Source organism: Microbacterium sp. TS-1, assembly GCF_000509385.1.
GTDB classification, from domain to species: Bacteria; Actinomycetota; Actinomycetes; order Actinomycetales; family Microbacteriaceae; genus Microbacterium; species Microbacterium arborescens.
Window position 1 is genome coordinate 114,814 of record NZ_BASQ01000002.1, and the last position, 26,070, is coordinate 140,883.

Annotated in this window: 29 protein-coding genes; 16 read left to right on the forward strand and 13 right to left on the reverse strand. The window is 69.7% G+C overall.

Annotation, left to right across the window (positions count from 1 at the left end; translation table 11 throughout):
- Position 1: 1 nt before the first annotated feature.
- Positions 2-925: an ABC transporter ATP-binding protein gene (locus MTS1_RS13140; RefSeq protein ID WP_036305858.1), complete on the reverse strand. Its 924-nt coding sequence runs from the start codon at positions 923-925 to the stop codon at positions 2-4.
- Between the two features lie 73 nt (positions 926-998).
- On the opposite strand from MTS1_RS13140, the gene MTS1_RS13145 reads away from it, so the two are divergent.
- Positions 999-1,643 (forward strand): TetR/AcrR family transcriptional regulator, encoded by a 645-nt coding sequence (locus MTS1_RS13145; protein WP_023954769.1) that lies wholly within the window; start codon positions 999-1,001, stop codon positions 1,641-1,643.
- Positions 1,644-1,659: 16 nt separating this feature from the next.
- On the opposite strand, the gene MTS1_RS13150 is transcribed toward MTS1_RS13145, so the two are convergent.
- The 3 genes from MTS1_RS13150 to MTS1_RS13160 all read right to left on the reverse strand — a co-directional run bounded on the left by MTS1_RS13150 (position 1,660) and on the right by MTS1_RS13160 (position 4,357).
- Complete coding sequence (locus tag MTS1_RS13150; protein ID WP_023954771.1) at positions 1,660-2,157, reverse strand: HNH endonuclease; 498 nt, start codon at positions 2,155-2,157, stop codon at positions 1,660-1,662.
- A gap of 314 nt (positions 2,158-2,471) precedes the next feature.
- Positions 2,472-3,374: a M23 family metallopeptidase gene (locus tag MTS1_RS13155; protein WP_023954773.1), complete on the reverse strand. Its 903-nt coding sequence runs from the start codon at positions 3,372-3,374 to the stop codon at positions 2,472-2,474.
- Positions 3,375-3,658: 284 nt separating this feature from the next.
- Positions 3,659-4,357: a metal-dependent transcriptional regulator gene (locus MTS1_RS13160; protein WP_023954775.1), complete on the reverse strand. Its 699-nt coding sequence runs from the start codon at positions 4,355-4,357 to the stop codon at positions 3,659-3,661.
- A 124-nt stretch (positions 4,358-4,481) separates the two neighbouring features.
- On the opposite strand from MTS1_RS13160, the gene serC reads away from it, so the two are divergent.
- The gene (gene serC, locus MTS1_RS13165; protein WP_023954777.1) at positions 4,482-5,594 is read left to right on the forward strand and encodes a phosphoserine transaminase; all 1,113 of its coding nucleotides are present in this window, start codon (positions 4,482-4,484) and stop codon (positions 5,592-5,594) included.
- 76 nt (positions 5,595-5,670) lie between these two features.
- On the opposite strand, the gene MTS1_RS16185 is transcribed toward serC, so the two are convergent.
- Both MTS1_RS16185 and MTS1_RS13175 read right to left on the reverse strand, forming a co-directional pair.
- Positions 5,671-6,471, reverse strand: a complete 801-nt coding sequence (locus tag MTS1_RS16185) for a DUF3027 domain-containing protein (RefSeq protein ID WP_023954779.1) — start codon at positions 6,469-6,471, stop codon at positions 5,671-5,673.
- Entirely contained in the window at positions 6,455-6,838 is a 384-nt protein-coding gene (locus MTS1_RS13175) for a cold-shock protein (RefSeq protein WP_023954781.1), read from the reverse strand. Before MTS1_RS13175 ends, MTS1_RS16185 begins: the two co-directional genes overlap by 17 nt.
- A 112-nt stretch (positions 6,839-6,950) precedes the next feature.
- On the opposite strand from MTS1_RS13175, the gene MTS1_RS13180 reads away from it, so the two are divergent.
- From MTS1_RS13180 to MTS1_RS13190, 3 genes are read left to right on the forward strand one after another with little or no spacing between them, the layout of a single operon-like run.
- Positions 6,951-7,226: a hypothetical protein gene (locus tag MTS1_RS13180; protein WP_023954783.1), complete on the forward strand. Its 276-nt coding sequence runs from the start codon at positions 6,951-6,953 to the stop codon at positions 7,224-7,226.
- A gap of 1 nt (position 7,227) precedes the next feature.
- Positions 7,228-8,955 carry a helicase-associated domain-containing protein gene (locus tag MTS1_RS13185; protein ID WP_023954785.1) on the forward strand — a complete coding sequence of 576 codons (1,728 nt, stop codon included), beginning with the start codon at positions 7,228-7,230 and terminating at the stop codon, positions 8,953-8,955.
- 60 nt (positions 8,956-9,015) lie between these two features.
- Complete coding sequence (locus tag MTS1_RS13190) at positions 9,016-10,659, forward strand: DNA repair helicase XPB (protein ID WP_023954787.1); 1,644 nt, start codon at positions 9,016-9,018, stop codon at positions 10,657-10,659.
- Between the two features lie 24 nt (positions 10,660-10,683).
- Here MTS1_RS13190 and MTS1_RS13195 read toward each other — a convergent pair whose 3' ends face one another.
- Positions 10,684-11,688: a CPBP family intramembrane glutamic endopeptidase gene (locus MTS1_RS13195; protein ID WP_023954789.1), complete on the reverse strand. Its 1,005-nt coding sequence runs from the start codon at positions 11,686-11,688 to the stop codon at positions 10,684-10,686.
- A gap of 88 nt (positions 11,689-11,776) precedes the next feature.
- On the opposite strand from MTS1_RS13195, the gene MTS1_RS13200 reads away from it, so the two are divergent.
- From MTS1_RS13200 to MTS1_RS13210, 3 genes are all read left to right on the forward strand, one after another.
- Positions 11,777-12,469 carry a response regulator transcription factor gene (locus MTS1_RS13200; RefSeq protein ID WP_023954791.1) on the forward strand — a complete coding sequence of 231 codons (693 nt, stop codon included), beginning with the start codon at positions 11,777-11,779 and terminating at the stop codon, positions 12,467-12,469.
- Between the two features lie 112 nt (positions 12,470-12,581).
- Entirely contained in the window at positions 12,582-14,270 is a 1,689-nt protein-coding gene (locus tag MTS1_RS13205) for a cell wall metabolism sensor histidine kinase WalK (protein ID WP_023954793.1), read from the forward strand.
- Positions 14,271-14,404: 134 nt separating this feature from the next.
- The gene (locus MTS1_RS13210) at positions 14,405-14,692 is read left to right on the forward strand and encodes a WXG100 family type VII secretion target (protein WP_023954795.1); all 288 of its coding nucleotides are present in this window, start codon (positions 14,405-14,407) and stop codon (positions 14,690-14,692) included.
- Positions 14,693-14,752: 60 nt separating this feature from the next.
- Here MTS1_RS13210 and groL read toward each other — a convergent pair whose 3' ends face one another.
- From groL to MTS1_RS13235, 5 genes are all read right to left on the reverse strand, one after another.
- Entirely contained in the window at positions 14,753-16,372 is a 1,620-nt protein-coding gene (gene groL, locus MTS1_RS13215) for a chaperonin GroEL (RefSeq protein ID WP_023954797.1), read from the reverse strand.
- A gap of 174 nt (positions 16,373-16,546) precedes the next feature.
- Entirely contained in the window at positions 16,547-16,750 is a 204-nt protein-coding gene (locus tag MTS1_RS13220; protein WP_023954799.1) for a cold-shock protein, read from the reverse strand.
- Between the two features lie 121 nt (positions 16,751-16,871).
- Entirely contained in the window at positions 16,872-17,456 is a 585-nt protein-coding gene (locus MTS1_RS13225) for a LytR C-terminal domain-containing protein (RefSeq protein ID WP_023954802.1), read from the reverse strand.
- A gap of 29 nt (positions 17,457-17,485) precedes the next feature.
- Positions 17,486-17,728 carry a DUF3263 domain-containing protein gene (locus MTS1_RS13230; protein ID WP_023954805.1) on the reverse strand — a complete coding sequence of 81 codons (243 nt, stop codon included), beginning with the start codon at positions 17,726-17,728 and terminating at the stop codon, positions 17,486-17,488.
- Positions 17,729-17,737: 9 nt separating this feature from the next.
- The gene (locus tag MTS1_RS13235) at positions 17,738-18,733 is read right to left on the reverse strand and encodes a DUF2332 family protein (RefSeq protein WP_036306035.1); all 996 of its coding nucleotides are present in this window, start codon (positions 18,731-18,733) and stop codon (positions 17,738-17,740) included.
- Positions 18,734-18,799: 66 nt separating this feature from the next.
- On the opposite strand from MTS1_RS13235, the gene msrB reads away from it, so the two are divergent.
- Positions 18,800-19,207 (forward strand): peptide-methionine (R)-S-oxide reductase MsrB, encoded by a 408-nt coding sequence (gene msrB / locus MTS1_RS13240; RefSeq protein WP_023954808.1) that lies wholly within the window; start codon positions 18,800-18,802, stop codon positions 19,205-19,207.
- On the forward strand, positions 19,204-19,740 hold the full coding sequence (locus tag MTS1_RS13245) for a nitroreductase family protein (RefSeq protein WP_023954810.1): 537 nt from the start codon (positions 19,204-19,206) through the stop codon (positions 19,738-19,740). The genes msrB and MTS1_RS13245 overlap by 4 nt, the downstream gene beginning before the upstream one ends.
- Before the next feature lie 5 nt (positions 19,741-19,745).
- Here the strand turns inward: MTS1_RS13245 and MTS1_RS13250 are convergent, their stop codons facing one another.
- Positions 19,746-19,988: a helix-turn-helix transcriptional regulator gene (locus MTS1_RS13250; protein WP_167350472.1), complete on the reverse strand. Its 243-nt coding sequence runs from the start codon at positions 19,986-19,988 to the stop codon at positions 19,746-19,748.
- A gap of 83 nt (positions 19,989-20,071) precedes the next feature.
- Here MTS1_RS13250 and MTS1_RS13255 point away from each other — a divergent pair, with 83 nt between their 5' ends.
- The 6 genes from MTS1_RS13255 to MTS1_RS13280 are packed head-to-tail and all read left to right on the forward strand — an operon-like array spanning position 20,072 to position 26,065.
- Positions 20,072-20,437: a helix-turn-helix domain-containing protein gene (locus MTS1_RS13255; protein ID WP_023954815.1), complete on the forward strand. Its 366-nt coding sequence runs from the start codon at positions 20,072-20,074 to the stop codon at positions 20,435-20,437.
- Between the two features lie 54 nt (positions 20,438-20,491).
- Positions 20,492-20,857: a helix-turn-helix domain-containing protein gene (locus tag MTS1_RS13260; RefSeq protein ID WP_023954816.1), complete on the forward strand. Its 366-nt coding sequence runs from the start codon at positions 20,492-20,494 to the stop codon at positions 20,855-20,857.
- A complete protein-coding gene (locus MTS1_RS13265; protein WP_023954818.1) occupies positions 20,847-21,275 on the forward strand; it encodes an ImmA/IrrE family metallo-endopeptidase in 429 nt (142 codons plus the stop codon). The genes MTS1_RS13260 and MTS1_RS13265 overlap by 11 nt, the downstream gene beginning before the upstream one ends.
- Positions 21,276-21,327: 52 nt before the next feature.
- Positions 21,328-22,422 (forward strand): 3-oxoacyl-ACP synthase III, encoded by a 1,095-nt coding sequence (locus MTS1_RS13270; protein ID WP_023954820.1) that lies wholly within the window; start codon positions 21,328-21,330, stop codon positions 22,420-22,422.
- On the forward strand, positions 22,419-25,094 hold the full coding sequence (locus tag MTS1_RS13275) for an alpha/beta fold hydrolase (protein ID WP_370576223.1): 2,676 nt from the start codon (positions 22,419-22,421) through the stop codon (positions 25,092-25,094). The genes MTS1_RS13270 and MTS1_RS13275 overlap by 4 nt, the downstream gene beginning before the upstream one ends.
- A complete protein-coding gene (locus tag MTS1_RS13280; RefSeq protein WP_023954825.1) occupies positions 25,091-26,065 on the forward strand; it encodes an NAD(P)-dependent oxidoreductase in 975 nt (324 codons plus the stop codon). Before MTS1_RS13275 ends, MTS1_RS13280 begins: the two co-directional genes overlap by 4 nt.
- Positions 26,066-26,070 lie beyond the last annotated feature (5 nt).

Here is a 26,070-nt window from a genome sequence, read left to right on the forward strand (position 1 = left end):
GTCAGGCGGCCTTCTGCTCGATCGTGGTCATGGCGAGAAACGCGTCTTCGAGCGAATCCCGGACGAGGGTGAGCTCGAACACCTCGGCGCCGGAGGCGGAGGCGATGCGGCCGACGCTCTCCGTCGTCGCCCCCGAGACGATGAGGACATCGGTGCGATCGGCGCCTGCCCGAACCAGAAGCCCGGCTCGCCGGAGCGCATCACGCAGGACGTCGGCATGGGGAGCCCGAACGCGGACGTACTCGTTCGTGTGCGAGGCGATGAATGCGTCCAGAGGCTGGTCTGCGAGCAGACGACCGTGGTTGATCACGATGAGGTGATCCGCCGTCAGTTGCATCTCACCCATCAGATGGCTCGAGAACAGCACCAATCGGCCCTCCGCAGCGAGCTCGCGCATCAGGGATCGAGCCCAGCGGATGCCTTCCGGGTCGAGTCCGTTGAGGGGTTCGTCGAAGATGACGATGCCGGGGTCGCCGATCAACGCCGTGGCAATCCCCAGCCGCTGCTTCATCCCGAGCGAGAAGTCGCCGGCCGGCCGGCTCCCTGCTTCAGCCAGGCCCACCATCTCCAGCACCTCCCCGACTCGGCCCCGCGGCACGGCTCCGGCACGCGCGACGGACGCGAGATGATCCACGGCCGTACGCCGCGGATGAACGGCGCGCGCATCGAGCATCGCGCCGATCACCCGCATCGGATGGGGCAACTCGTGCAGACGATGCCCGTTCACGGTCGCGGCGCCGCTCGTGGGCTTGTCCAGGCCGAGGAACATGCGGAGGGTGGTGGACTTGCCCGCCCCGTTCGGTCCGAGGAAGCCGGTGACGATCCCGGGACGAACCTGGAATGACAGACCGTCCACGGCGGTGACGGTTCCATAGCGCTTGAGGAGATCGTGAGCTTGGAGAGATGCCTGAGTTGTCTTCTGCACGGCAGGTACACTACACCGTACCGTGTAGTGCTGCACCGGTCGGTGTAGAGTTCGGGCAGAGCGGAGGATGACGATGAGCGATGCGAGGCCGGTCAGGCAAGGCCAGGAGCAGAAGCGCTCCGCGATACTCACGGCGGCGCGAGAGCTCTTCGTCGAGGTGGGCGTCGAACGATCCAGCATGGATGCCGTTTCGGCGCGCGCAGGGGTCTCCAAGCGCACCGTCTACGACTACTACGGCGATAAACGGCGACTGCTGCTCGGAGTGGTCGAGAGCGCGGGCGAGACAGCCGTGAACACCCTCCGCGAGCTGGCCGAGACGCACCTGCCGGACACCATCGCGATCGACGGCCGCGACGGATTGCACCAGGCTGTGCTCGCATTCGCCGCCGAACTCGGGGGGTTCCTCGCCACATCGACGAACTACGCAGCCGCAGTCAAGCTGATCTCGGAGAACGAGTCACTCCTGCCCGAGCTCGAGGACCACCCGCTGGACCGAGCGTACGCCGACGTTCTCGCCGAGCGCTTCGCTCACTTCGCGACCGAGGGTCTGCTCGACCTCGACGACCCGGGACTCGCCGCCGAGCACTTTCACGCACTCACGACGCTCCGGGTTCTCAACGAACCCGCTCGCCGCCGGACGGACGCCGAGCGGGTTCGACAGATCATGACCGATGGCGCCGGCGCCTTCCTGCGCGCTTACGGCCCGAGAGCGCGGTAAGCGCGCACCGCAGCGATCAGGCGGCGAGACTCAGGTAGGGCTCCCAGCGAGGGTCGGATCGCTCCGTTCCCCGCACCGTCCACTGCGGTCCACGCGGAGGCTTCGGCAGCCACCGCAGCTCCCACCCCATCTCCTGCGGAGTGTGGTCGCTCTTGAGGTTGTTGCACCGCAGGCAGCAGGCGACAAGGTTCTCCCACGAGTTGCTGCCCCCGCGCGAGCGAGGCATGACGTGGTCGATGGTCGACGCGGCCTTTCCGCAGTACGCACATCGGTGCGCATCACGGCGGAGCACCCCGCGCCGTGTCACCGGCACTCGGCGCGCATTCGGGATACGGACGTACCGGGTCAGGACGATCACCGCCGGGCGTTCGTACGTCCCGTCGATCCCGAGAACGGGGTCATGGACGACGTGCTCGACGATCGTCGCCTTGTCGTTCAACACCAGGAGGAGGGCCCGACGGAACGACACCACAGCGAGTGGCTCATACCCGGCGTTCAGTACCAGAGTGCGCATTTCCTGTCCTCACGAACTGCCCTGACGGCTTCAGCGGATGTTCGATGACCGACGTAACGCGCGCCGTGCGGGCAGGTCCCGCGAGGGTGTGAGCACGAAAAAAGGCGCCGTCATGAAGACAGCGCCTTGATTCACGGCCGAGGCCGCAGTGGTGCACACGATGCCGCAGGACGTAGCGACCGATCGCATTCACGGTTCGAATGCCCGGTACTGGTCCCATCGGCTCCCCCTCGGCGTGCGCGAGCGTCGCGTTCAGGGTAATACACCCTCGACCCCGGGAAGGTCGACGGAAGATGAACGGATGATGCGTGTCGTCAGCCCGCGTTCGCGACGAGCCACGACTCGGCGTTCACGTACGCGCCGTCGACGACGATCTCGAGGTGCAGGTGCGTTCCGAACGCACGGCCCGTGTCGCCCACCTGGCCGAGCAGCTGGCCCGCCGAGACGGTGTCGCCGACCTGCACCGCGCGGGTGCCCCAGTCCATGTGGGCGTAGAGGCTCGTGACGTTGGTGCCGTTGATGTTGTGCGCGACCTTGACGTACACGCCCCAGCCCGGACCGCTCTCGCTCGACGCGACGACCGTGCCGTCGGCGACCGAGTAGATCGGCGTGCCACGGTCGGCCATGTAGTCGGTGCCGCGGTGACCGGCGTACGGGGTGCCGAAGTTGTTGAACGACATCAGAGGACGACGCACGAGACCGGAACCCGGCGCGACGAGCGGAATCGACTGGCTGAACGACGTCGAGGATGCGGTCGAGCTGCTCGCGGAGATGCGGTTGGCGAGAGCCTCGGCGGCTGCCTTCGCGGCGGCCTCCTCGTCCTTCTTCTTCTGGATCTCTTCGGGTGTGGTCGCCGTGAACCCGCTGCGGTCGAGGGAAGCGGGGCCCACCTCGGACGCGACGACGATCGACTGCGCATTGTCGGCGGCCACCTGCTGCAGCGTCATCGCATCGGCCGACGTACCGCGCACGGCGGCGAAGGCCGGGATGGCGACGGTCGCCACGAGACCCACCACGGCAGCGACCGTGAAGGTGCTGCGGACGGGGTGGACCCGACGTCGGCTGCGGCGGGCGGCGCGGTTCTCGATGGTCGCGACGTCCCGTGATTGCTTCTTTGCTGTCGGGAAGCGGCGGCCACGCAGGGCGCGACCAGAGCGGTCGGGATTCGTCGCGTCGACCTCGGGTACGTCTACCGACGAATCGTTGTTTTCAGCCAAATCAGTCCTCCGGCGCCTCTGCGCGATGGTCTGCGCTGGCTCGTCGATACTGCGCGTGTAGGTCCACGCGACATTCGGGTGTCACCGCGTGGACGACGAGCCGAAGAGGCAATCCATGCAGCGGTCTCGGGCGGGCTTCTCGCCTGAAGACTTCTCGAGGCTACCGGAAGGTAACGAATAAGTCACGCTGTCGCCCCCATCCCCACCCGACGCTCAGGGTCGACGCGACGCGGACCGGATCGACGTCTGCGCGGGGCGGATCGTGCCGCGAGCCGGCAGGGACCTCAGTCGCGGCGCGTGAGGAAGATGTGCGAGGCGACCTCGACGGGGAGCTCGAGCCCCTCGTCGACGCCATCCATCTGCACGAGGACGTAGCCCTCGGAGAACTGGAAGGTGCCGTCGCGACCGGGGACGACACCCGCGGCCCGCAGCTGCTGCAGCAGTTCGGGATCGACCTGGGCCGGCTCGGCGAGGCGGCGCACGGTGCCCTCGATCGGGCCCCCAGTCTCGTTGAGGACGCGGACGAGGCCGACCACGCCGTCATCGAACGTGCGAGCAGGCACGTCGCCGAGCTGATCGAGGCCGGGGATCGGGTTGCCGTACGGCGATTCGGTGGGGTGACCGAGCAGCTCGATGAGGCGGCGCTCGACGAGCTCGCTCATCACGTGCTCCCAGCGGCACGCCTCTTCGTGGACGTAGGCCCAGTCCAGGCCGATCACGTCGCTGAGCAGGCGCTCGGCGAGGCGGTGCTTGCGCATGACGTCGACGGCCTTCTGTCGTCCGCTGTCGGTCAGCTCGAGCGAGCGGTCTTCCGAGACGACGACCAGGCCGTCGCGCTCCATGCGGCCGACCGTCTGCGAGACGGTGGGGCCGGAGTGCCCGAGACGCTCCGAGATGCGCGCACGCAGAGGGACGATCGCCTCTTCCTCGAGCTCGAGGATGGTACGCAGATACATCTCTGTCGTGTCGATGAGATCGGTCATCACAGCCCTTGTCGTGCGCGTGGTCGGAAGAACCCCAGCCTATCCGCTGGCGAGGACATGCGAGGCTGCCCTTACCTCCTGCTCATGGCACGGCGGGTCCGGACACCGCCTCTAGAATCGGCTCATGGCGCACGTCACCCTGCCCCGAGACATCCTTCCTCGCGACGGCCGCTTCGGCTGCGGTCCCGCCAAGATCCGCCCCGAGCAGGTCGCCGCCCTGTCGGGTCCCGGCTCGATCCTGCTCGGCACGTCGCACCGTCAGTCGCCGGTGAAGAGCCTCGTCGGCCAGGTCCGCTCCGGTCTCTCCGACCTGCTGCGACTGCCGAACGGCTACGAGATCATCCTCGGCAACGGCGGATCGACCGCCTTCTGGGATGCCGCAGCATTCGGCCTCATCGAGAACCGCAGCCAGAACCTCGTCTTCGGCGAGTTCGGCGGCAAGTTCGGTGCGGCCGCATCCGCGCCCTGGCTGCAGGCGCCCGACATCCGCAAGGCCGAGCCCGGTTCGAGCATCACGGCGGAGCCCGTCGAGGGCGTCGACGTCTACGCCTGGCCTCACAACGAGACCTCGACGGGTGTCGCCGCTCCCGTGCGCCGCGTCGCCGGCGACAAGGGCGCGCTGACGGTCATCGACGCCACGAGCGCGGCCGGCGGCATCGACTTCTCGGTCTCGCAGTGCGACGTCTACTACTTCGCCCCGCAGAAGAACCTCGGCTCCGACGGCGGCATCTGGTTCGCCGCGGTCTCGCCCGCGGCGATCGAGCGGATCGAGCGAGTCGCCGCCTCGGGTCGCTACATCCCCGAGTTCCTGAGCCTGAAGAACGCGCTCGACAACTCGCGGCTCAATCAGACGCTGAACACGCCTGCCGTCGCGACGCTGTACCTGCTCGACAAGCAGCTCGAGTGGATCCACAGCAACGGCGGCCTGCAGTGGGCCGCCGACCGCACTGCGGAATCATCGTCCGCACTGTACGACTGGGCCGAGGCTTCGGAGCACACGACGCCCTTCGTCGCCGATCCCGCCGACCGCTCCCCCGTCGTGGTCACGATCGACTTCGATGAGACCGTCGACGCCGCCGCCGTCGCCAAGAGCCTGCGCGGCAACGGCATCGTCGACACCGAGCCCTACCGCAAGCTCGGCCGCAACCAGCTGCGCATCGCCACGTTCGTCTCGATCGAGCCCGACGACGTGCGCCAGCTCATCAAGTGCATCGACTACACGATCGACCGTCTCTGACGGCGGCGCACCGCTGAGACGACAGAAGGGATGCCGCGCGGTGCGGCATCCCTTCTGTCGTTCTGGGCGAGAGCGGTCAGCGCTCCCAGGGCGATTCGTCGTGGTCGGACTCGTCATCCTCGTCGTCGTCGGACTCGTCCTCGTCGGACTCGTCGTCGTCGGACTCGTCGTCGTCGGACTCGTCGTCCTCGTCGGACTCGTCATCCTCGTCGTCCTCGGAGTCCTCGGAGTCCTCGTCTGATTCGTCGTCTGCCGCCCCGGCGTCGAGGGCGTCGATGTCTACCCCGTCGACGTCGCCCGCGTGGGTGACGGCCGTGCTGCCGTCGGCGAAGTCGTCGTCGTCCGCATCGTCATCGTCATCGTCGATGTCGTCGGCATCGTCGAGGTCGACCGTGTCATCGTCATCGAGATCGTCGTCGGAGTCGTCCTCGTCGGCAGCGGCCTGGGCAGCCTGATACTCGGCGAGCCGCACGGCCCAGGGCACCCACTCGGGGGCCAGGAGGGCACCGGCGGCGGGGAGCAGTTCGACTTCGAGAACCGTCGGCTCGGCGTCCTCGACCACCGCGACACTGACGGTCCAGAGCCACCCGGGGTACCCGGCGAGACGGTTCGCGAAACGCAGCGAGACCACGCCGTCGGCCTCGACCACGTAGTCGACCGGGTCGCCGACCGTCGAGGCAGGGGTGATCTCGGCGAGCGCCGCCAGGGCCAGATCGTGCGCGGCGAGCAGACGCTCGTCGACGGTCACCGGATCGGTCGGCACAGCGTCCTCGGTTGCCGGAGCATCCTCCGAGACGGCGGTCACTTCAGCGACGGGCTCGGCGGACCCGGGCTCGTGCGACGTCGAGGCGTCGGGAGAGTCAGGCGTCGAGGTCATCGGCGACCTTGCGCAGCACCGCGGCGATCTTCTTGCCGTGACCCGAGCTGGGGTACCGGCCGCGACGGAGGTCGGCACCGATGCCGTCGAGGAGCTTGACGAGGTCCTCGACGATGATCGCCATGTCGTCCGCGGGCTTGCGGTTGCGCTTGCTCAGGCTGACGGGAGCCTCGAGCACGCGAACGGCCAGGGCCTGCAGACCGCGCTTGCCGTCGGCGACGCCGAACTCCAGGCGCGTGCCGGGCTTGAGCGACTCGGTGCCCGCCGGCAGTGCCGTGGCGTGCAGGAAGACGTCCTGGCCGTCATCGGAGGAGATGAAGCCGAACCCCTTCTCGTCGTCGTAGAACCTGACCTTGCCGGTGGGCATGTGCGTACCTCGCTGTCACGGACCGCGTTTCGCGGGCAGAACGGAATGCCGGGACCGTTTGAGCCCCGGCAACCAGCCTACGGCACCGCCGCGAAGCGCTACGCTGATGCGGATGAGCACGCGCAGCACGGGCGACGACCTTCCGGTCCGCCGTATAGACCGCATCCTCGCGTTCATGTCGCTGGGACTGCTGATCCTGGCGATCGTCTGCTTCTTCGCGATCATCATCGGCACCGCGACCGGCATGGAGCAGGCGGACTTCGGCTCGGGGGTGTGGCCGACGGTCAGCGCGATCGTGTGGATCGCCCCGCCGATCGCGTTCGCCCTGCTGCTGACGGTGCTCATCATGACCTTCATCCGACGGAGCCGGGCCAACAAGGGCCGGTGACGTGTCTCCTGTCGACGCCCGTGCCCTCGCGAGCTGGCTCGCCACGGTCGACGACGACGTCCTGACGGCACTCCTGCGTCGACGCCGCGTCTCGACCGATGCCGCGTGGGCCGACTTCTTCGACGCCGCCGAAGCGCTGCTCGACCCCACGGCGGTGGCGAAGGCCGCCCCGCTGCTGTCTCGGCCGCTCGTCGACGCCATGGATCAGGCCGTCGCCTCCGACGAGCCGGTGCCCCCGGGCACGGCACGCGACGAGCTGCTGCACCTCGGACTCGTCTCCCCCGAGGGCCTGCCCTACGCCGGCGCGGCGGCCGCATGGCGCGACCTCTCGCGACCCGAGACCCCGGATCCGGCGACCGCGGGAGCTGCCGCGGAGGATGACGCGCAGCTGGCCGAACGAGCCTTCACCGCGCTCTCGTCGCTCGCCGACGTTCTCTCGCTGACACAGCCGTCACCCCTCGGACGCACCGGCGCCGGAACTCTGGGCGCCGGCGATCGCCGCCGGCTGGTCGATGCGGGAGCCGTGGCGGATGCCGCGACGGTCGACCTCGTGATCGGCATCGGTCTCGACGCCGGGCTGCTGAGAGCGGTGGACCGGGAATGGCGGGTCACGACGGACGGGAGCGCGTGGCTCCTGCGCGGATCGGTCGATCGTTGGGTCGAGACCGCGTCGCACCTCCGCGACGCCCTCCCCGCCGCGTTGCGCACGGAGAACGGCGGTTGGCGGCCGCCGGCCGAATGGCACCTCGCCTACCCGCTCGATCCTCAGTGGCCGGCTCGGGCCGGCCGCCTCGCGGCGCAGTGGCGGCTCTGGGCGATCATCGACGCCTCGGGCCGACCGGCAGCATGGGCGACGGCGATGGCGGACGGCGGCGACGTCGACCGGGAGACCCTGCAGGCGCACCTGCCCGGCGAGGTCGACCGCATCTTCCTCCAGAACGACCTCACCGCGATCGCCCCGGGACCCCTCGAACCCGCGATCGATGCGCGGCTGCGCCGGGCGGCGCGACGCGAATCGCGCGCGCAGGCATCGACCTACCGGTTCTCCGCCGAATCGATCGGAGCGGCGCTCGCGGCCGGAGAGGATCCGGCATCCCTCGCCGAATTCCTCACCGCGATCTCGCTGACCGGCCTGCCGCAGCCGCTGGCGTACGAGCTCGAGCGCGCGGCGCAGCGCCACGGGCGCCTGCGCGTGGGGACCGATGCGACCGGCCGTACCCAGGTCACCGCATCCGAGCCGACTGCTCTCGACACGCTCGCGGTCGACCAGGCGTTGCGCCCGCTCGGTCTCATCCGCGACGGTGACCGGCTCATCAGCCGCAGCTCGGTGGACGCCGTCTTCTGGATGCTGAGCGACGCCCGCTATCCCGTCGCCGCGGTCGACGCGGACGGACGGGTGCGCATCCTCGACCGCGCCCGCCTGACCGATTCCTCATCGGGAACGGCGGCGGGTGCCGACGACGCGTCGTATGCGCCACTCATCGAGCGCATGCGCCGTGCTCACTCCTCCGACGACGCGGATGCCGCGTGGCTGGGGCGCGAGCTCGAGCAGGCCGTCAAGGCGCGGGCGGTGATCGAGGTGAGCGTGCGGCTGCCGGACGGCACGACGCGCGACTTCGTGCTCGAGGCGACCGGCCTCGGAGGCGGTCGTCTCCGAGGCCGCGACCGCGCATCGGATGTCGAGCGCACCCTGCCGGTGTCGAGCATCGTCTCCGCGCGTCTGACCTGAGCTCGGTCGCCGCTCGCCGCGCAGGCCGATGCCCGTTCAGCACCGGTACGATTGCTCGTTATGGCTGATGGCCCCCTGATCGTCCAGAGCGACCGCACCGTGCTGCTGGAGGTCGCCCACCCGAGCGCGGAGGACGCGCGGCACGAGCTCGCGATCTTCGCCGAACTCGAACGCGCCCCGGAGCACATCCACACCTACCGCATCACGCGGCTGGGCCTGTGGAACGCCCGCGCCGCGGGGCACGACGCCGACGACATGCTCGCGACGCTCGATCGGTGGTCGCGCTTCCCGGTGCCGCCGTCGGTGTCGACCGACATCCGCGAGACGGTCACCCGGTACGGACGCCTCGTCATCGAACGCGACGACGAGGGCACGCTCGTGCTGCGTTCGAACGACGCGGCCGTGCTGGCCGAGGTCACCCGCAACAAGCGGATCCAGCCCCTGCTGCTGGGGCACCCCACGCCCGAGACGTACGTCATCGACGCCTGGGCCCGCGGCCAGATCAAGCAGGAGCTGCTGAAGATCGGCTGGCCGGCGGAGGACCTCGCCGGCTTCACCCCCGGCACACCCCACGAGATCGAGCTGCACGAAGACGGCTGGAGCCTGCGCCCCTACCAGCGCAAGGCGGTCGACATCTTCACCGAGGGCGGCTCGGGTGTGGTGGTGCTCCCCTGCGGCGCGGGCAAGACGCTCGTCGGGGCCGCGGCGATGGCCGACACGAAGACCACCACGCTCATCCTCGTGACCAACACCGTCAGCGCGCGGCAGTGGCGCAACGAGCTGCTCAAGCGCACGAGCCTGACGCCGGAGGAGATCGGCGAGTACTCCGGTCAGTCGAAAGAGGTCAAGCCGGTCACGATCGCGACCTACCAGATCCTCACCGCGAAGCGGAAGGGCGAGTACGCCCACCTCGCGCTCCTCGACGCGCTCGACTGGGGTCTCGTCGTGTACGACGAGGTGCACCTCCTTCCCGCGCCGGTGTTCAAGCTGACCGCCGATCTGCAGGCGCGACGCCGCCTCGGCCTCACCGCCACCCTCGTGCGTGAGGACGGCCGCGAGGGTGATGTGTTCAGCCTCATCGGCCCCAAGCGCTTCGACGCCCCCTGGAAGGAGATCGAGGCCCAGGGCTTCATCTCCCCCGCGGTCTGCTACGAAGTGCGCGTCGACCTCCCGGCGTCCGATCGCCTCGAGTACGCCGCATCGGCCGACGACGAGCGGTACCGCCTGGCGGCCACCGCGCACGCGAAGATCGGCGTCGTCCGCGACCTCGTCGCGAAGCACGCGGGCGAGCAGATCCTCGTCATCGGGCAGTACCTCGATCAGATCGACGTGCTCTCCGACGCGCTCGGGGCACCGAAGATCACGGGGTCGACCCCCGTCGACGAGCGCGAGGAGCTGTACGACGCGTTCCGCACGGGAGAGATCCCCGTGCTCATCGTCTCGAAGGTCGCGAACTTCTCGATCGACCTGCCCGACGCCTCCGTCGCGATCCAGGTCTCGGGGTCGTTCGGATCCCGCCAAGAGGAGGCCCAGCGGCTCGGACGCCTGCTTCGTCCGAAGTCCAACGGTCACACCGCGAGCTTCTACACGCTCATCGCTCGCGACACCGTCGACCAGGACTTCGCGCAGAACCGGCAGCGCTTCCTCGCCGAGCAGGGGTACAGCTACACGATCCTCGACGCCGAGAAGCTCGAAGCGGCCTGAGCCGGTCGCCGCGCGCCGGCCGCGTCAGGGCTTCGTGAGCTCGGGCGTCGGCTCGCCCGGAAGCGGCACGGTCGCCGTCGGCGTCGGCATGGGGATCGGCGCCGGCAGCGGTGTGCGCGGAAGGGCGTAGGTCCGCACGATCGGGCGGCGCCGCAGCACGTACTCGACGGCGAGGCAGTAGCCCCCGAGCAGCAACGTCGAGGTGGCGAAGCTCACCCAGCCGACATCCGCCGCCGTCGGGTCGGCTCCCGCAGCGATTCCGGTCGCGAAGGCCAGCAGGTTGTTGACGATGTGCACCGCGATCGCGGCCTCGAGTCCGCCCGTCCGCCACGTGAGCCAACCCGCGGCGATCGCGAAGAGCGCGACGGCTGCCTGACCGACGGGGTCGTAGAGGTGCCCGATGACGAAGAGGGGAACGGGAAGCAGGATGGCGAACAGCGGATGCCGCAGCCACCGCCCGATCGCCTGCATCAGGTAGCCGCGGAAGACGTACTCCTCGGCTGCGGCCTGGACCGGAACGACGAGGACGACCACGAGCAGGCTCAGCCACAGGGTCGCGCCCGCCGGCGGCGTCAGTGCGGCTGCGCCCTCCTCGGCCGGGAGCAGCGCCGTGACGACCGTGACGACGACCGCCATAGCCATGGCGAGCGCGACGCAGACGAGCAGCCAGCGCCAGCGCAACCGCCCGAAGACGGCGGAGGCGAACCCGAGGCGACGACCGTTGACGATGAGCGACGCGAGCAGGTATGCGGGCAGCAGCAGCGCGATCGCGCCGAGGCCGAGAAGCAGTGACAGCGGGTCGCCGACATCCAGCGCTCCGCCATCGCGCAGGACGTCGTTGAGCGCGCGTGCCGCGTCGTCGCTCGACAGCGCGATGAGCAGGGCGGCGAGCGCGACCACGATCACCATGACGAGGTAGAGGACGATGCCGAGAGCGCCCACCGCGAGTGGGGTCCACCATCCCGAGCGACGACGTGCGAACACGAGCCGGTGGAATGCGAGACGGTCGGAATCGATCGGACGCGGCATGCCTCCATCCTCTCGCGACCCTTACCAGGTCGACCCGCTGCGGCGCGATATCCAGCAAACCGATGGGATCCGGTGCCAGTATGGGCCTATGACAGCACCGCGCATTCTCGTCGTGGACGACGAACCGAACATCCGTGACCTGCTGATCACCGGGCTGAAGTTCGCCGGATACCAGGTCCGCGCCGTGGGCAACGGAGCGCAGACGATCTCGGCGGTGCTCGAGGAGGAGCCCGACCTGATCGTGCTCGACGTGATGCTGCCCGACATGAACGGCTTCAGCGTCACCAAGCGCCTGCGGGGCGCGGGCTACACCGCGCCGATCCTCTTCCTCACCGCGAAGGACGAGACCGAGGACAAGATCGAGGGACTCAACGCCGGCGGCGACGACTACGTCACGAAGCCCTTCAGCCTCGACGAGATCGTCGCCCGCATCCAGGCCATCCTCCGCCGCACGATGCAGGCCGACGAGGAGTCGATCATCCGCGCCGGCGAGCTGACGATGGACCAGGACACGCACGATGTGCAGGTCGGGGACGTCTCGATCGACCTGTCGCCGACGGAGTTCAAGCTGCTGCGCTACCTGATGCTCAACCCCAACCGCGTGCTGAGCAAGGCGCAGATCCTCGATCACGTGTGGGAGTACGACTTCAACGGCGACGCCGGCATCGTCGAGAGCTACATCTCGTACCTGCGCCGCAAGATCGACCCGCACTCCTCCGAGCCGCTGATCCAGACCAAGCGCGGCTTCGGCTACATGCTCAAGGCCGACAAGTCGGCGTGATCCGCGGGAGCGCAGACGCCTGAGCGATTCCGCGAACGACGGCGTCACCCGGTGGTGGCGCGGCATCAGCCTGCGCACGAAAGTCACGGGCGTCATCGTCACCCTGCTGGCGATGGGGCTGATCGCGGCGGGCGTGGGAACGATGATCTTCCTCCGCAACGCTCAGGTCGCGGCTCTCGACGGCAGCCTGCGGTCGCTGGCCCCCACCGACCTGGCGAGCACGGTGATGGATGTCTCCGTCGAAGACGGAATCGCCCTCTTCGAGGCGAAGGAGTCCCCGGCGCCGACCACCTTCGTCGTCGCGATCTACAGCGCTGAGGGCGAGCTGCTGTCGGTGGCGGGCGGGCCCGAGTCGATCCGCCCCGATCTACCCGCCTCGTTCCCTCTCGATCGAACGCTCGTCAAGGGAACGGAGCCGTTCGAGCTCCCCGCCCGCCAGGGGAACGGGACCTTCCACGCGAGCGTCGACATCCTCCAGCCTGAGGGATCGCGAGAGAGCTACACGCAGCTCGTCGCGCTGCCGCTGACCTCGGTGACGCAGACCGTCGCGAACTTCATCAGCATCTACACCGTGATCGCCGCCCTCATCCTCGTGGCCGGCGCTCTCGGCACCCGCTGGCTCGTGACCCTCACCTTCCGCAGCCTCAGCCAGGTCGAGGAGACCGCGATGACGATCGCGGCGGGCGACCTGAGCCAGCGCATGGGCGACATCTCCCCCGGCACCGAGGTCGGCCGGCTGAAGATCGCCATCAACGCGATGCTCGACCGCATCGACACCGCCCTGGCCCAGCGCGACGCCACGGTTCAGCAGATGCGGCGGTTCATCGGCGACGCCAGCCACGAGCTGCGCACGCCGCTGGTGACGGTCCGCGGATATGCGGAGCTGTACCGCATGGGTGCGATCACCGACGCCGAGCACACCGCGCAGTCGATGGAGCGGATCGAGAAGGAGGCCGTCCGGATGAGCGGCCTCGTCGAGGACCTCCTGGCCCTCGCGCGCCTCGACGAACGCCGAGACCTGGTCATCACCCCCGTCGACCTGCGTCCGATCGCCCGTGATGCGGCGCTCGACACGCGAGCCGCAGCTCCCGAGCGCCAGGTGTCGGTGATCGAGTACTCCGATGAGACGTTGACCGTGGATCTGCCGACGGACACCGGGGCCGGGGCGACGGCCAAACGCTCCGGCGGCGCCCGCAATCGCACGGGCCAGACGCTCGCCCGCCTGCGGCGACGTCCGAAGGACGACCGCGGCGCCCGCTCGGGATCGGAGTCGGGTTCGACGTCGCGGAAGGCGGATGCCGCGTCGGCGAGCACCTCGTCCGCCGCGGCCGCCGACACGAAGCCTCTGCTGCAGCCGGCCGAGCCGCCGCTCGTCCCCGTCGTGCTCGGCGACGAGAACCGCATCCGCCAGGTCGTAGCGAACCTCATCGGCAACGCCCGGCGCTACAGCCCCGAGGGCACTCCGATCGAGATCGCCGTGGGCCTGGACCGTGACGCCCGCATGGGATGGATCTCGGTGATCGATCACGGCGAAGGCATCCCGGAACCGCTGCGCGAGAAGATCTTCCAGCGGTTCTGGCGCGCCGACACGTCGCGCACGCGCGAGACCGGCGGGTCCGGCCTCGGCCTGTCGATCGTCGCGTCGATCGTCGAGGCGCTGCACGGCTCGATCGATGTCCAGGCTACGCCCGGCGGCGGCGCGACGTTCCGCGTCGCATTCCCCCTGGCCGATCGCCGCGAGGCCGCCGAGCACCTCTGGATCGAGACCCAGCCGCTGCCGCGTCTGCGCGACGAGCGCTGAGCGGGATGAGGGGCGCGGCTCCTCCCCCGGCAGCGCCCAGCGTCGCTCTCTCCCCCGTCCGCCCGGCCTGCGACCGCAGGCGGTGGGAGGGGCCCTAGCGTGTCGGCATCCCATCGCACGACGCAAGGAGCGACATGGCCATCTTCTCCATCGACAGCGACGCCGTGGCGAGTGCCACCGCCGCCATCCGAGCCACCTCGGGGCGCATCGAGAGCGACACCGGCGCCATGATGGCGCAGCTGACACAGCTGCAGGGGTCGTGGACCGGAAGCGCCGCACTCGCGTTCCAGGCGGTCGTCGAGCGCTGGCGCGCCGCCCAGCGCGAAGTCGAAGCGGCGCTCGGCGACATCGGATCGGCGTTGGATGCCGCGGGCCAGCAGTATCTGCACGCCGAGGCTGCGGCCGCCGGCCTCTTTCGCTGACCCGCCACGGAAACGCAGAACGGCCCCTCCCGAAGGAGGGGCCGTTCTGTCTGCGATGGATCAGAAGTCCATGCCACCCGTGGGGTCGCCCGCGGGAGCCGGGGTCTTCTCCGGCTTGTCCGCCACGACCGCCTCGGTCGTGAGGAACAGGCCGGCGATCGACGCGGCGTTCTGCAGCGCCGAGCGCGTCACCTTGGCGGGGTCGATGATGCCCTGCTCGAAGAGGTCACCGTACTCGCCGGTCGCGGCGTTGAGGCCGTGACCGATCTCGAGCTCGGCGACCTTGTTGGCGACGACGCCCGGCTCGAGGCCGGCGTTCAGAGCGATCTGCTTCAGCGGAGCCTCGATCGCGACCTTGACGATGTTCGCGCCGGTCGCCTCGTCGCCCGAGAGCTCGAGACCGTTGAACGCGTTCTTGCCGGCCTGGATGAGAGCGACACCACCACCGGCGACGACACCCTCTTCCACAGCTGCCTTGGCGTTGCGGACAGCGTCCTCGATGCGGTGCTTGCGCTCCTTGAGCTCGACCTCGGTCGCAGCTCCGGCCTTGATGACGGCGACGCCACCGGCGAGCTTCGCGAGGCGCTCCTGGAGCTTCTCGCGGTCGTAGTCGCTGTCGGTGTTGTCGATCTCGCGGCGGATCTGGGTCACGCGACCCTCGAGCTGAGCCGAGTCACCGGCGCCCTCGACGATCGTGGTCTCGTCCTTGGTGATGATGACCTTGCGCGCACGGCCGAGCAGGTCGACGGTGGCGTTCTCGAGCTTGAGGCCGACCTCTTCGGTGATGACCTGGCCGCCGGTGAGGATCGCGATGTCCTGCAGCTGAGCCTTGCGGCGGTCGCCGAAGCCGGGGGCCTTGACGGCAGCCGACTTGAAGATGCCGCGGATCTTGTTGAGCACCAGCGTCGCGAGAGCCTCGCCCTCGACGTCCTCCGCGATGATGAGGAGTTCCTTGCCCTCCTGGATCACCTTGTCGACGATGGGCAGAAGGTCCTTGATGTTCGAGATCTTCTGGTTCGCGATGAGGATGTACGGGTCTTCGAAGACAGCCTCCTGGCGCTCCGGGTCCGTGACGAAGTAAGGGTTGATGTAGCCCTTGTCGAAGCGCATGCCCTCGGTGAGCTCGAGCTCGGTGCCGAAGGTGTTCGACTCCTCGACGGTGACGACGCCTTCCTTGCCGACCTTGTCGATCGCCTCGGCGATCAGCTCGCCGATCGAGGCGTCAGCGGCCGAGATCGAAGCGGTGGCAGCGATCTGCTCCTTCGACTCGACCTCCTTCGCGTCGGCGAGGAGCTGGTCGGTGATGGCCTTGACGGCCTTCTCGATGCCCTTCTTGAGCGAGATGGGGTCCGCGCCGGCTGCGACGTTGCGCAGGCCTTCGCGAACGAGCGCCTGAGCGAGGACCGTCGCGGTGGTCGTTCCGTCACCGGCGACGTCGTCGGTCTTCTTGGCGACCTCCTTGACGAGCTCCGCACCGATCTTCTCGTACGGGTCGTCGAGCTCGATCTCCTTGGCGATCGAGACGCCATCGTTCGTGATGGTGGGGGCGCCCCACTTCTTTTCGAGCACGACGTTGCGACCGCGCGGGCCGAGCGTCACCTTGACGGCGTCGGCCAGCGTGTTCAGGCCGCGCTCGAGGCCACGGCGGGCCTCCTCGTCGAAAGCGATGATCTTTGCCATGTGTGTGTCGTCCCTCCCGGACGGTGGAGAACAGTCTTTAGCACTCGATGAACGTGAGTGCTAAAGCCATTCTGGCACTCGCCCATGGGGAGTGCAAGCCGCCCCGTCGGCGACCGGACCGGGAAACGACAGAGCGCGCCGCGATGGCGGCGCGCTCTGTGCGAGTGGTGCGATTCAGGCGACGACGCGCACCGATTCCGCTTGCGGACCCTTCTGCCCCGTCCCCACGGTGAACTCGACCGCCTGCCCTTCCTCGAGCACGCGGAAGCCGCTCATCTCGATGTTGGAGTAGTGGACGAAGACGTCCTGCCCCTCGTTCACGGTGATGAAGCCGAAGCCCTTCTCGGCGTTGAACCACTTGACGGTGCCCTGTGTCATGCGAATCTCCTGATGCTGTGCGACAGCGTCATCGTATGCAGGGCGCTCCGCCTGACCCGGCGCTTCCGGTCACTGTTGACACGGCCGCATCGAGAATTTCACGAGCGTGAAACACGCCCCCTCATTCACCCTCGGAAGAGCCGCCCGCCCGATCCTCGCCGACCACCACGGTCAGCTGCTTGCTGGGGGTGCCGTCGGCCGCGTCGGGGCCCGCGTAGGCCTCGCTCATCTCCACGTCCGCACCCCCGATGACCTGGGCGAGACCTCGCGCAGCGCCCTCGTCCTCCGCATTGACGTAGAAGATCGTGGTCGTCGCGAAGTCATGAGTGCTGGCGTCACCCGCGTCGACGACATCCGAGTTCCACCCCGCGCCGACGACGGTGTCGCGGAGGGCGGTCGCCAAACCGCGCTCGGAGGTGGCGTTGAGGATCAGCACCGGATAGGACGTGTCGACCACCGGATCGGCTTCCACGGGGGCTTGGACCACAGCCGTGGCGGTCGGTTCCGCCGGGAAGAGCGCGATCCGCCCGGTGACGATCATCGTGCCGACGATGCCCACCGCGACCAGGACGAGAACCGCGCCCGCGGCCCAGGCCAGAACGACGCCGGCACGGAGCCGGGGGTTCTCCGCCCGGTGGGCGCCGACTCGGGTGGTGTCGGCAGGGAGCTCGTCGAAACGGTCTTTCGGGTATGTCGTTGTCGGCACGGAGGAATGCTATCTGGCCAAGCTCCGCGTCACATGGCCGCGCGTTCGGCGCGCGAACGCTCCGCAGCCGCGCGCATGCGCCGCAGCCGGTGCACCAGCATCGGGTCGTGCGAAACCGCATCAGGCGAGTCGATGATGCGCCCCAGGAGCTGGTAGTACCGCGCCGGGCTCAACGAGAGCTCGGCGCGCACGGCTTCTTCTTTCGCGCCGCTGTGGGCACCCCAACGCGCCTCGAAGTCGAGGATCGAGCGGTCGCGATCGGAGAGTGCCACTCCTCCACGTTACGACCGCGGTCGCTCGGATCCGGGACGCCACTCCCACCACCGCCCGAGCGGGTCGGCTGCCGCGTCGATCTCGCCATCGAGCGCCACGGCGAAGCCACCCCGCCAGTCGCTCGGCTCACCCGACCACGCGTCGTGGGTCGCCGGGTCGTCGATCGTCAGCCATCGCCCGAGATCGCGGGCGCGCTCGATCACCCGCGAACGACGCTCACGCGGAATGTGGACGAGGACGCCGGGAGTGGTGATCACCAGCGTCGCCCCCGCCGGCGCGAGAGCCGCGGCCTCCGGCAGAAGGTCGAGAGCGTCTCCGGCGAACAGGAGGGGCGGGTCGGATGCCGCGACCGCCGCGGCCGCGCGGATCCGATCGGCCCGTCCGTTCTCGCCGGGCCAGACCAGCCGAGCCAGCCAGTCGACGTCGCGAGGGTCGCGCACGTCGAGCGGGGCGAGGTCGATGCCGGCACGCCAGACGATGTCGGGATGCCGCACCTGCGGCATCCGCTCCCCCGCAACCGCGCTGACGAGCTCGACGTCCGAGACGCCGGTCACCGGATCCAGCCGCACCTCGCCTCCGTCTACGCCGACATATCGATACGAGTAGCGGTCGGGATATAGGCACAGCCCCGCGCTCGCCCCGACCTCCAGCAGCGCGATCGGGCCGGTCACCCGCGAGAGCGTCGGGAGGAGTGCCGCGCAGCGCAGGGGCTCGTTCGTCTGCACCGAGCGCGCGAAACTCTCCGAGACCACAGCCTCGGCATGCGCCAGCACCCAAGCGGCCCACGTTGGGGCATCGACGTCGCCCGACCCGAGCAGCCGGCACACCGCGAACACGAGCGGCGGCTGGCGGCGGTTCGCGGGAAGGCGCGAGAGCACCTCCTGCAGGGCCGGGTCCTCGACGACGCGCCACGCCCAGTCGGCGTACAGCTCGGAGCGGCCCGGAGCCTCGTCTGCGGCGAAACGCCGGTAACGCTCGATCACGGCGGCGAACTCGTCGGACATGAGGACATTCTCCGGGAACATCGACCCCCAACGTCGAGTTGAATAGAACGAGGCGAAGGAGCAGACATGACCTATTCCGTGAATAAGACCGACGAGCAGTGGCGCGAGGAGCTCACCCCCGAGCAGTACGCGGTGCTGCGGCAGGCCGGCACCGAACGCGCGTGGACCGGCGAGCTGCTCGATGAGAGCCGCGCGGGCCTGTACACCTGCGCCGCCTGCGGCGCCGAGCTGTTCCAGAGCGGCACGAAGTTCGACTCGCACTGCGGGTGGCCGAGCTTCTACGAGTCGGTGCGTCCCGAGGCGGTCGAGCTCATCGAGGACCGTTCGCACGGGATGGTGCGCACGGAGGTGCGCTGCGCGAACTGCGGTTCGCACCTGGGCCACGTGTTCCCCGATGGTTTCGGCACGCCCACCGGCGACCGCTACTGCATGAACTCGCTGTCGCTGTCGTTCACCCCCGAGCAGGAGAAGTGACCGGAGCCTTCGAGGCCGCCGGCGCACGCCGGTCGTGGTCGAAGGTCACCGACGAGGCACCCTCGCACGAGGAGCTCGCGCGGCTGGTCTCCGCCGCGGGGCGTGTCGCCGACCACTCTTCGCTGCGCCCGTGGCGGCTCATCGAGATCAGAGGCGACGGGCGCACGCGGCTGGGCCGCGCGCTGAACAAGGCCGAGGGCAAGCGCGGTGTCTCGACGAAGCCGATGCGCGCTCCGCTGCTCATCGCGGTCGTCGCCAGCTACAGCAAGAAGAGCAAGGTCCCGCGGTGGGAGCAGGAGGCCGTGGCGTCCGGCGTCGCGCACATGCTGAGCCTGCTGCTCGACGAGGCGGGCTGGGGCGTGTTCTGGCGCACCGGGGGCGCGACGCGCTCCAAAGCCGTCGCGAAGGCGCACAAACTCGGTAAGCGCGAGGAACTGCTCGGGTGGCTCTATGTGGGCGGCAAGCCCGCAGACCGGGACTCGGGCCGACGCAAGACGATCGACGCCGAGGACTTCCTCAGCCCGATGCCCTGAACGCGTCAGGTGGGCGGCGGCCCGCCTGACCGCACCCGCCGTGTTGTCAGGCGACTGTCATCGAGCAGGTCGGACATGTCGACATCGAGGGCTGCAGAGATCCGTGCCAGCTCCTCGATCGACATGGCCGACGGACGCCGGACATGCAGGCGGCGCGCGAGCGTTCGCATCGGGATGCCGCTCGCCTCAGCCAGCCATTCCTGCGTCAACCGCTCATCCGCAAGGACCGCGCGGATGGACCGAGCCACTCGAGCGCTTAGCAAGCCGTCTGCCATATGGCAACACTATTGACACGCTTGCCACATGGCAATGGTTCCGCCAAACTTGGCACGTGCCCACAGGAAGAACGCCGGAACCCGGCCCGCTCAGCCACCATGTCGCGAATCTGCTCGCCGCCGAGATCGCCCGCCGCGGACTGCGGCAGACAGACGTCGCCGCACAGGCGGGCATGTCGGCCTCGCAGCTGTCGCGCGTCCTCGCCGTGAAGAAGGTCTTCACGCTCGACCAACTCGACGCGGTGTGCCGCGCCGTCGGCATCCCCATCGCGCAGGTCGTCGTGATGCCCGGCGAGCAGGCGCGGCACGCCCGCCGAACCGGCCGCATCGCACCCATCGATGTCGGACCGGCGCGCCGCACCGAGCGCGCGGTGGCCAAAGCGCCGCAGGACGACCTCGGCGGGGACGACGGTCGCGGATGACACGCCGCTCTGGACGGGCGGACACGATGGCGACAACTCCGCCAGACTTGGCACGTGCCCTCAGGAAAGACGCCGGAACCCGGCCCGCTCAGTCGTCATGTCGCGCACCTGCTCTCCATTGAGATCGCCCGCCGCGGACTGCGTCAGTCGGACGTCGCCGCGCGAGCCGGCATGTCGTCCTCGCAGCTGTCGCGGGTGCTCGCCGCGAAGAAGGTCTTCACGCTCGACCAACTCGACGCGGTGTGCCGCGCGGTCGGCGTCCCCATCACCCAGGTCGTCGACGTGCCGGGACAGCAGCCTGGCCGGGCCACCGGCGCGGCTTCCGTCCCCCGCATCGATGTCGGACCCTCACGCGATACTGAGCGGGCGGTGGCCAAAGCGCCACACGACGACCGCGGAGGGGACGACGGTGACGGATGACGAGCTTCTCGACACACTCGATCTTCTCGGCGTACGCGTGACCATCGACGAGCTGCCTCCCGACCGCGACGGCGAGTACGAGCACGGGCTTCGGATCGTCCGGCTCCGGCCGGGAATGGCCCGTCGCCTCCACCGGTCGGTCCTGGCACACGAGTGCGCCCACGCCGTCTACGGCGACGTGCCGCTTCGCGACCCGCACCACGCCGAACGGCAAGAGACGCGGGCCGACGAATGGGCGGCACGGACGCTGGTGTCGGTCGACGACTACGCGCGCGCCGAGAGCATCCACGACGGTCACGTGGATGCGATGGCCCTCGAGCTCGACGTCACCGTCGACCTGATCCGAGCCTTCCAACGCACGCTCCGACATCCTCGCGCCCTTCGCATGCCGGGCATCCCGACGAGCGCCTCCCGGTAGCACAGCGTTCCGCATGCAGCCGACCGCATGCGTCGAGACGTAAAATCGACGGATGCCCGGATGCGCCTCGAGCGCGGGTCGGAGGCAGAAGCCGCTGGCCACCGGAGACACCGCGGGAGTCGCATTGCACGGAAACGCCACCACTCGTTACGACGACGTCGCCCTCCTTTCGGTCGCGAGTGTCCTCCCCTCCCGCGTCACTTCTTCCGACGCGATCGAGGACCGATTGTCGGACGTGCTGCGGCAGCTCAAACTCAAGCCGGGCCTTCTGCGCCGGGTCGCGGGCGTGAACGAGCGACGCAACTGGGCTGCGGGCGAGTCCTCCGACGACGCGACGATCCAGGCGGGGCGCCGGGCGCTCGACGAGGCGGGCGTGCGTCCCGACCAGATCGGCCTGCTCATCAACACCTCGGTGTCGCGGAAGCATCTCGAGCCCTCCGTCGCGGTGCGACTTCATCACGGGCTCGGGCTGCCCACCTCGGCCATCAACTTCGACGTCGCCAACGCTTGTCTCGGCTTCATCAACGGCATGAGCCTCGCGTCGGGAATGATCCAATCGGGCCAGATCGACTACGCGATCATCGTCAACGGCGAGGACGCCGATGAGATCCAGGTCAACACGGTCGAGCGACTCAATCGCGGCGGCCTCGACCGCAACGGGTTCATGAGCGAGTTCGCCTCGCTCACCCTCGGCTCGGGCGCCGCCGCCGCCGTGCTGGGGCGTGCGAGCGAGAACCCCGGCGGACATCGCATCGTCGGCGGCGTGACCCGCGCGGCCACGCAGTTCCACGAGCTGTGCGTCGGGAGCGTCGACGGAATGTTCACCGATGCGAAGGCTCTCCTCAAGGGCGGTCTGGCGCTCGTCGTCGACGCCTGGAAAGAAGCGCAGTCGACCTTCTCGTGGTCCGGCATCGACCGTTACATCACGCACCAGGTCTCATCGGTGCACACCAACGCGATCGTCAAGGCCGTCGGCCTCGATCGCCGCCGCGTTCCGGTCACGTATCCCCAACTGGGCAACGTGGGACCGGCGTCCATCCCCATCACCCTGGATGCGGAGAAGGCGACGCTGCAGCGCGGCGATCGCGTGCTGCTCATGGGTGTCGGCTCCGGGCTGAACACCAGCATGCTGGAGCTCGCCTGGTGACCCCGGTGGCGCCGCGGGAGCTCCCCGGAATCGAGGGCGGCGTCTCGACGACCCGCGTCGTGGCCGGTGTCGGCGCCGACGCCGGATCGCAGCGACGCTGGCACCTGCTCGACACCGCTTCGCTGCTCGAGCGAGAGGGCATCACCCCGGTCGGGACGATCGTCGCGGTGCACGGCAACCCGACCTGGTCGTATCTGTGGCGCGCCCTCGTCGCGGCGTCGCTGCAGCGCGCACGGGCCGGCGGACCGGCGTGGCGCATCGTCGCCGTCGATCAGCTCGAGATGGGCTACTCCGAGCGCACGACGCTGACGCGGGGCCTGCCGCAGCGCATCGACGACCTCGGTGCGCTGATCGATGAACTCGGCATCACCGGCACGCTCGTCACCCTCGGCCACGACTGGGGAGGCCCGATCTCGCTGGGATGGGCCGTGCGCCATCGCGACCGCGTCGACGCCGTCGCCGTTCTCAACACCGCGGTGCATCACCCCGCTGGGATGCCGCTGCCCTCGGCCCTGCGCGTCGCGGGAGCCCGATCGCTGCTGGCCACGACGACGGTCAAGACGACCGCGTTCCTCGACACGACCCTCGCGCTGGCCGATCCTCCGCTCGCTCCCGAGGTGCGTGCCGCTTACCGGGCGCCGTACGCGTCGAGCGGACTGCGGCGCGGCATCGGCGCATTCGTCGCCGACATCCCCGCCACGCCCGAGCATCCGAGCACTCCCGCCCTCGACGAGCTCGCAGGCGGCCTCGTCGACCTGACGGTGCCCGCCCTGCTGCTGCGCGGGCCGCGCGACCCGGTGTTCGGCGAGCACCATCTCGACGACCTCGCGCGCCGCCTTCCGCACGCCGACGTGCACCGCTTCGAAGGTGCCGGACACATGCTCGCGGAGGAGCGCCCGTACGCGGACGTCGTGCTCGACTGGCTCGACGACAACGGCCTGTCCTCCGGTGACGCGACTGACGCCCGTGACGCGTGTGAGCGCCGCATCCCCGCCGACGAGAAGGATGCGGACGACGACGCTCGCGCGTTCGTCCCGATCTGGCAGCGACTCTTCGACCGCAGCGACGACGACGACACCGCCGTGGTCGATCTCACCCGACGCGTCGGCGGGGAGCCGCTGGACGTCAGCTGGCGCGAGCTCGCGCAGCGTGTGGATCACCTCGCCGCGGGGTTCGCGGCGTTCGGAATCCGACGCGGTGACCGGGTCTCGCTGCTCGTGCAGCCCGGTCCGACGCTGACCGCCGTGCTCTACGCGTGCCTGCGCATCGGCGCCGTCGTGGTGGTCGCCGACCGGGGGCTGGGAATCCGCGGGCTCTCTCGCGCCGTCCGCGGCACCGAGCCCGCCTTCGTCATCGGCGAGCAGGCCGGCCTCGCGGCCGCACGCGCACTCGGGTGGCCGGGCCGGCGCATCTCGGCTCCGAATCTGCCCGCCCCGGCAGCCCGTGCGCTCGGCGTCGAGGCGTCGCTCGCCGAGATCGCCACCTCGGGTTCTCGCGGCGCGGTGCCGGCGCCGCCATCTGCCGACGACGAAGCGGCGATCCTCTTCACCTCCGGCTCCACCGGCCCCGCCAAGGGTGTCGTGTACACCCACGCGCAGCTCGCCGCGCTCCGCGACACCCTCGGATCGCACTTCGACGTCACCCCCGATGTCGGGCTGGTGACGGGCTTCGCCCCCTTCGCCCTGCTGGGTCCTGCGCTCGGCACGCGATCGGCGACGCCGCGCATGGATGTCTCAGCGCCGCGCACGCTCACGGCGACCGCGGTCGCCGAAGCGGTCCGCGCCTCCCGTGCGCGCATCGTGTTCCTCTCTCCCGCGGCCGTGGCGAATGTCTGTGCGACGGCCGATGCGCTCACAACCGACGGTCGCGCAGCGCTCGCGCAGGTGCGCACGTTCCTTTCGACCGGCGCGCCCGTGAGCATCGGCCTTCTGCGCCAGGCGCACGAGCTCATGCCCGAGGCCGAAGCTCACACGCCGTACGGCATGACCGAGTGCCTGCTCGTCACCGACGTCACCCTCGACGAGCTCGAGCGAACGCAGTCGGCGCCCGACGCCGGCGTCTGCGTGGGCACGCCGATCGGCACGGGCACGGTCCGCATCTCCGGCCTCGACGCCGATGGCCGTGCAACCGGCGACCTCTCGGCCACGCCCCATGTCACGGGCGAGATCGTGGTCTCGGCGCCCCACCTCAAGCGCGGCTACCACCGCCTGTGGGCGACCGATCGCGAGGCGGTGCGAGGTACGGGCTCCCACCCCGGCCGCTGGCATCGCACCGGAGACGTCGGTCACTTCGACGCCGAGGGTCGGCTCTGGGTCGAGGGGCGGCTCCCCCATGTCGTCGTCACGAGTGACGGGCCCGTGACCCCGGTCGGTCCCGAGCAGCAGATCGAGAGGGTCGAGGGCGTCCGCCGCGCGGCCGTCGTGGGTGTCGGGCCCCGGGGCCGCCAGGTGTGCGTCGCCGTCGTCGAGACGACGCCCGGGGCGCGCCGGCCCGGCCTCGCCCCGTCGGCACTGGCCGAGCGCATCCGTGCGGCATCCGACTCCGCGATCGCTGCCGTGCTCGTCGTGCCGGCCCTGCCCACCGACATCCGGCACAACTCCAAGATCGACCGGTCGCGCCTGGCGGCGTGGGCCGAGCGCGTGCTCGCCGGCGAGAAGCCGAGCGCACCGTGATCGTCCTGGCCACCGGCGCATCCGGTTTTCTCGGTCGCGCTGTCGTCGCGGACCTGCTCTCCGCCGGGCACGAGGTGCGCACCTTGCAGCGCCGCCCGTCCGGCGTCACCGGAGCGCACGACATCCGGGGATCGGTCACCGATGCGACCACCGTGGCGGATGCCCTGGCGGGCGCGGATGCCGTCGTCCACCTCGCCGCGAAAGTGTCGCTCGCCGGTGACAGACGCGAGTTCCACGACGTCAACGTCGGGGGTACGACGACCCTCCTCGATGCCGCCGCAGCGGCGGGAGTGTCGCGCTTCGTGCAGGTCTCCTCCCCCTCCGTCGCTCACGCCGGCTCCGCTCTCGCGGGCGCCGGGGCCGATCCCGCCGACCCCGTTCGCGCGCGCGGCGAGTACGCGCGAACGAAGGCCGAGGCCGAGCTGATCGCACTCGGACGCGACTCCGAGGCGATGCGCGTCGTCGCCGTGAGGCCGCATCTGGTGTGGGGCCCGGGCGACCCGCAGCTCATCGAGCGCATCGTGGCTCGCGCTCGACGGCACACGCTGCCGCTCCTGAACGGGGGCACGGCCCTCATCGACACCACATACGTCGACAACGCTGCGTCGGGCATCGTGGCCGCGCTGGAGCGAGCGGACGCCGTCGGCGGTCGCGCTTACGTGCTCACCAACGGCGAACCGCGACCCGTGGGCGACCTGATGGCGGGCATCTGCCGCGCAGCGGGAGCCCCCGAGCCGAAGCTGCGGCTGCCGGCTGCCGTCGCCCGTGCGGCAGGAGCCGCCGTGGAGAAGGTCTGGGACGTGCGTCCCGGCGCCGACGAGCCGCCGATGACGCGTTTCCTCGCCGAGCAGCTGTCGACCGCGCACTGGTTCGATCAGACGGAGATCCGGCGCGACCTGCGGTGGGCGCCGACCGTCTCGATCGATGAAGGACTCTCACGACTCGCGGAGCACTACGCCGCACACCGCTGAGACTC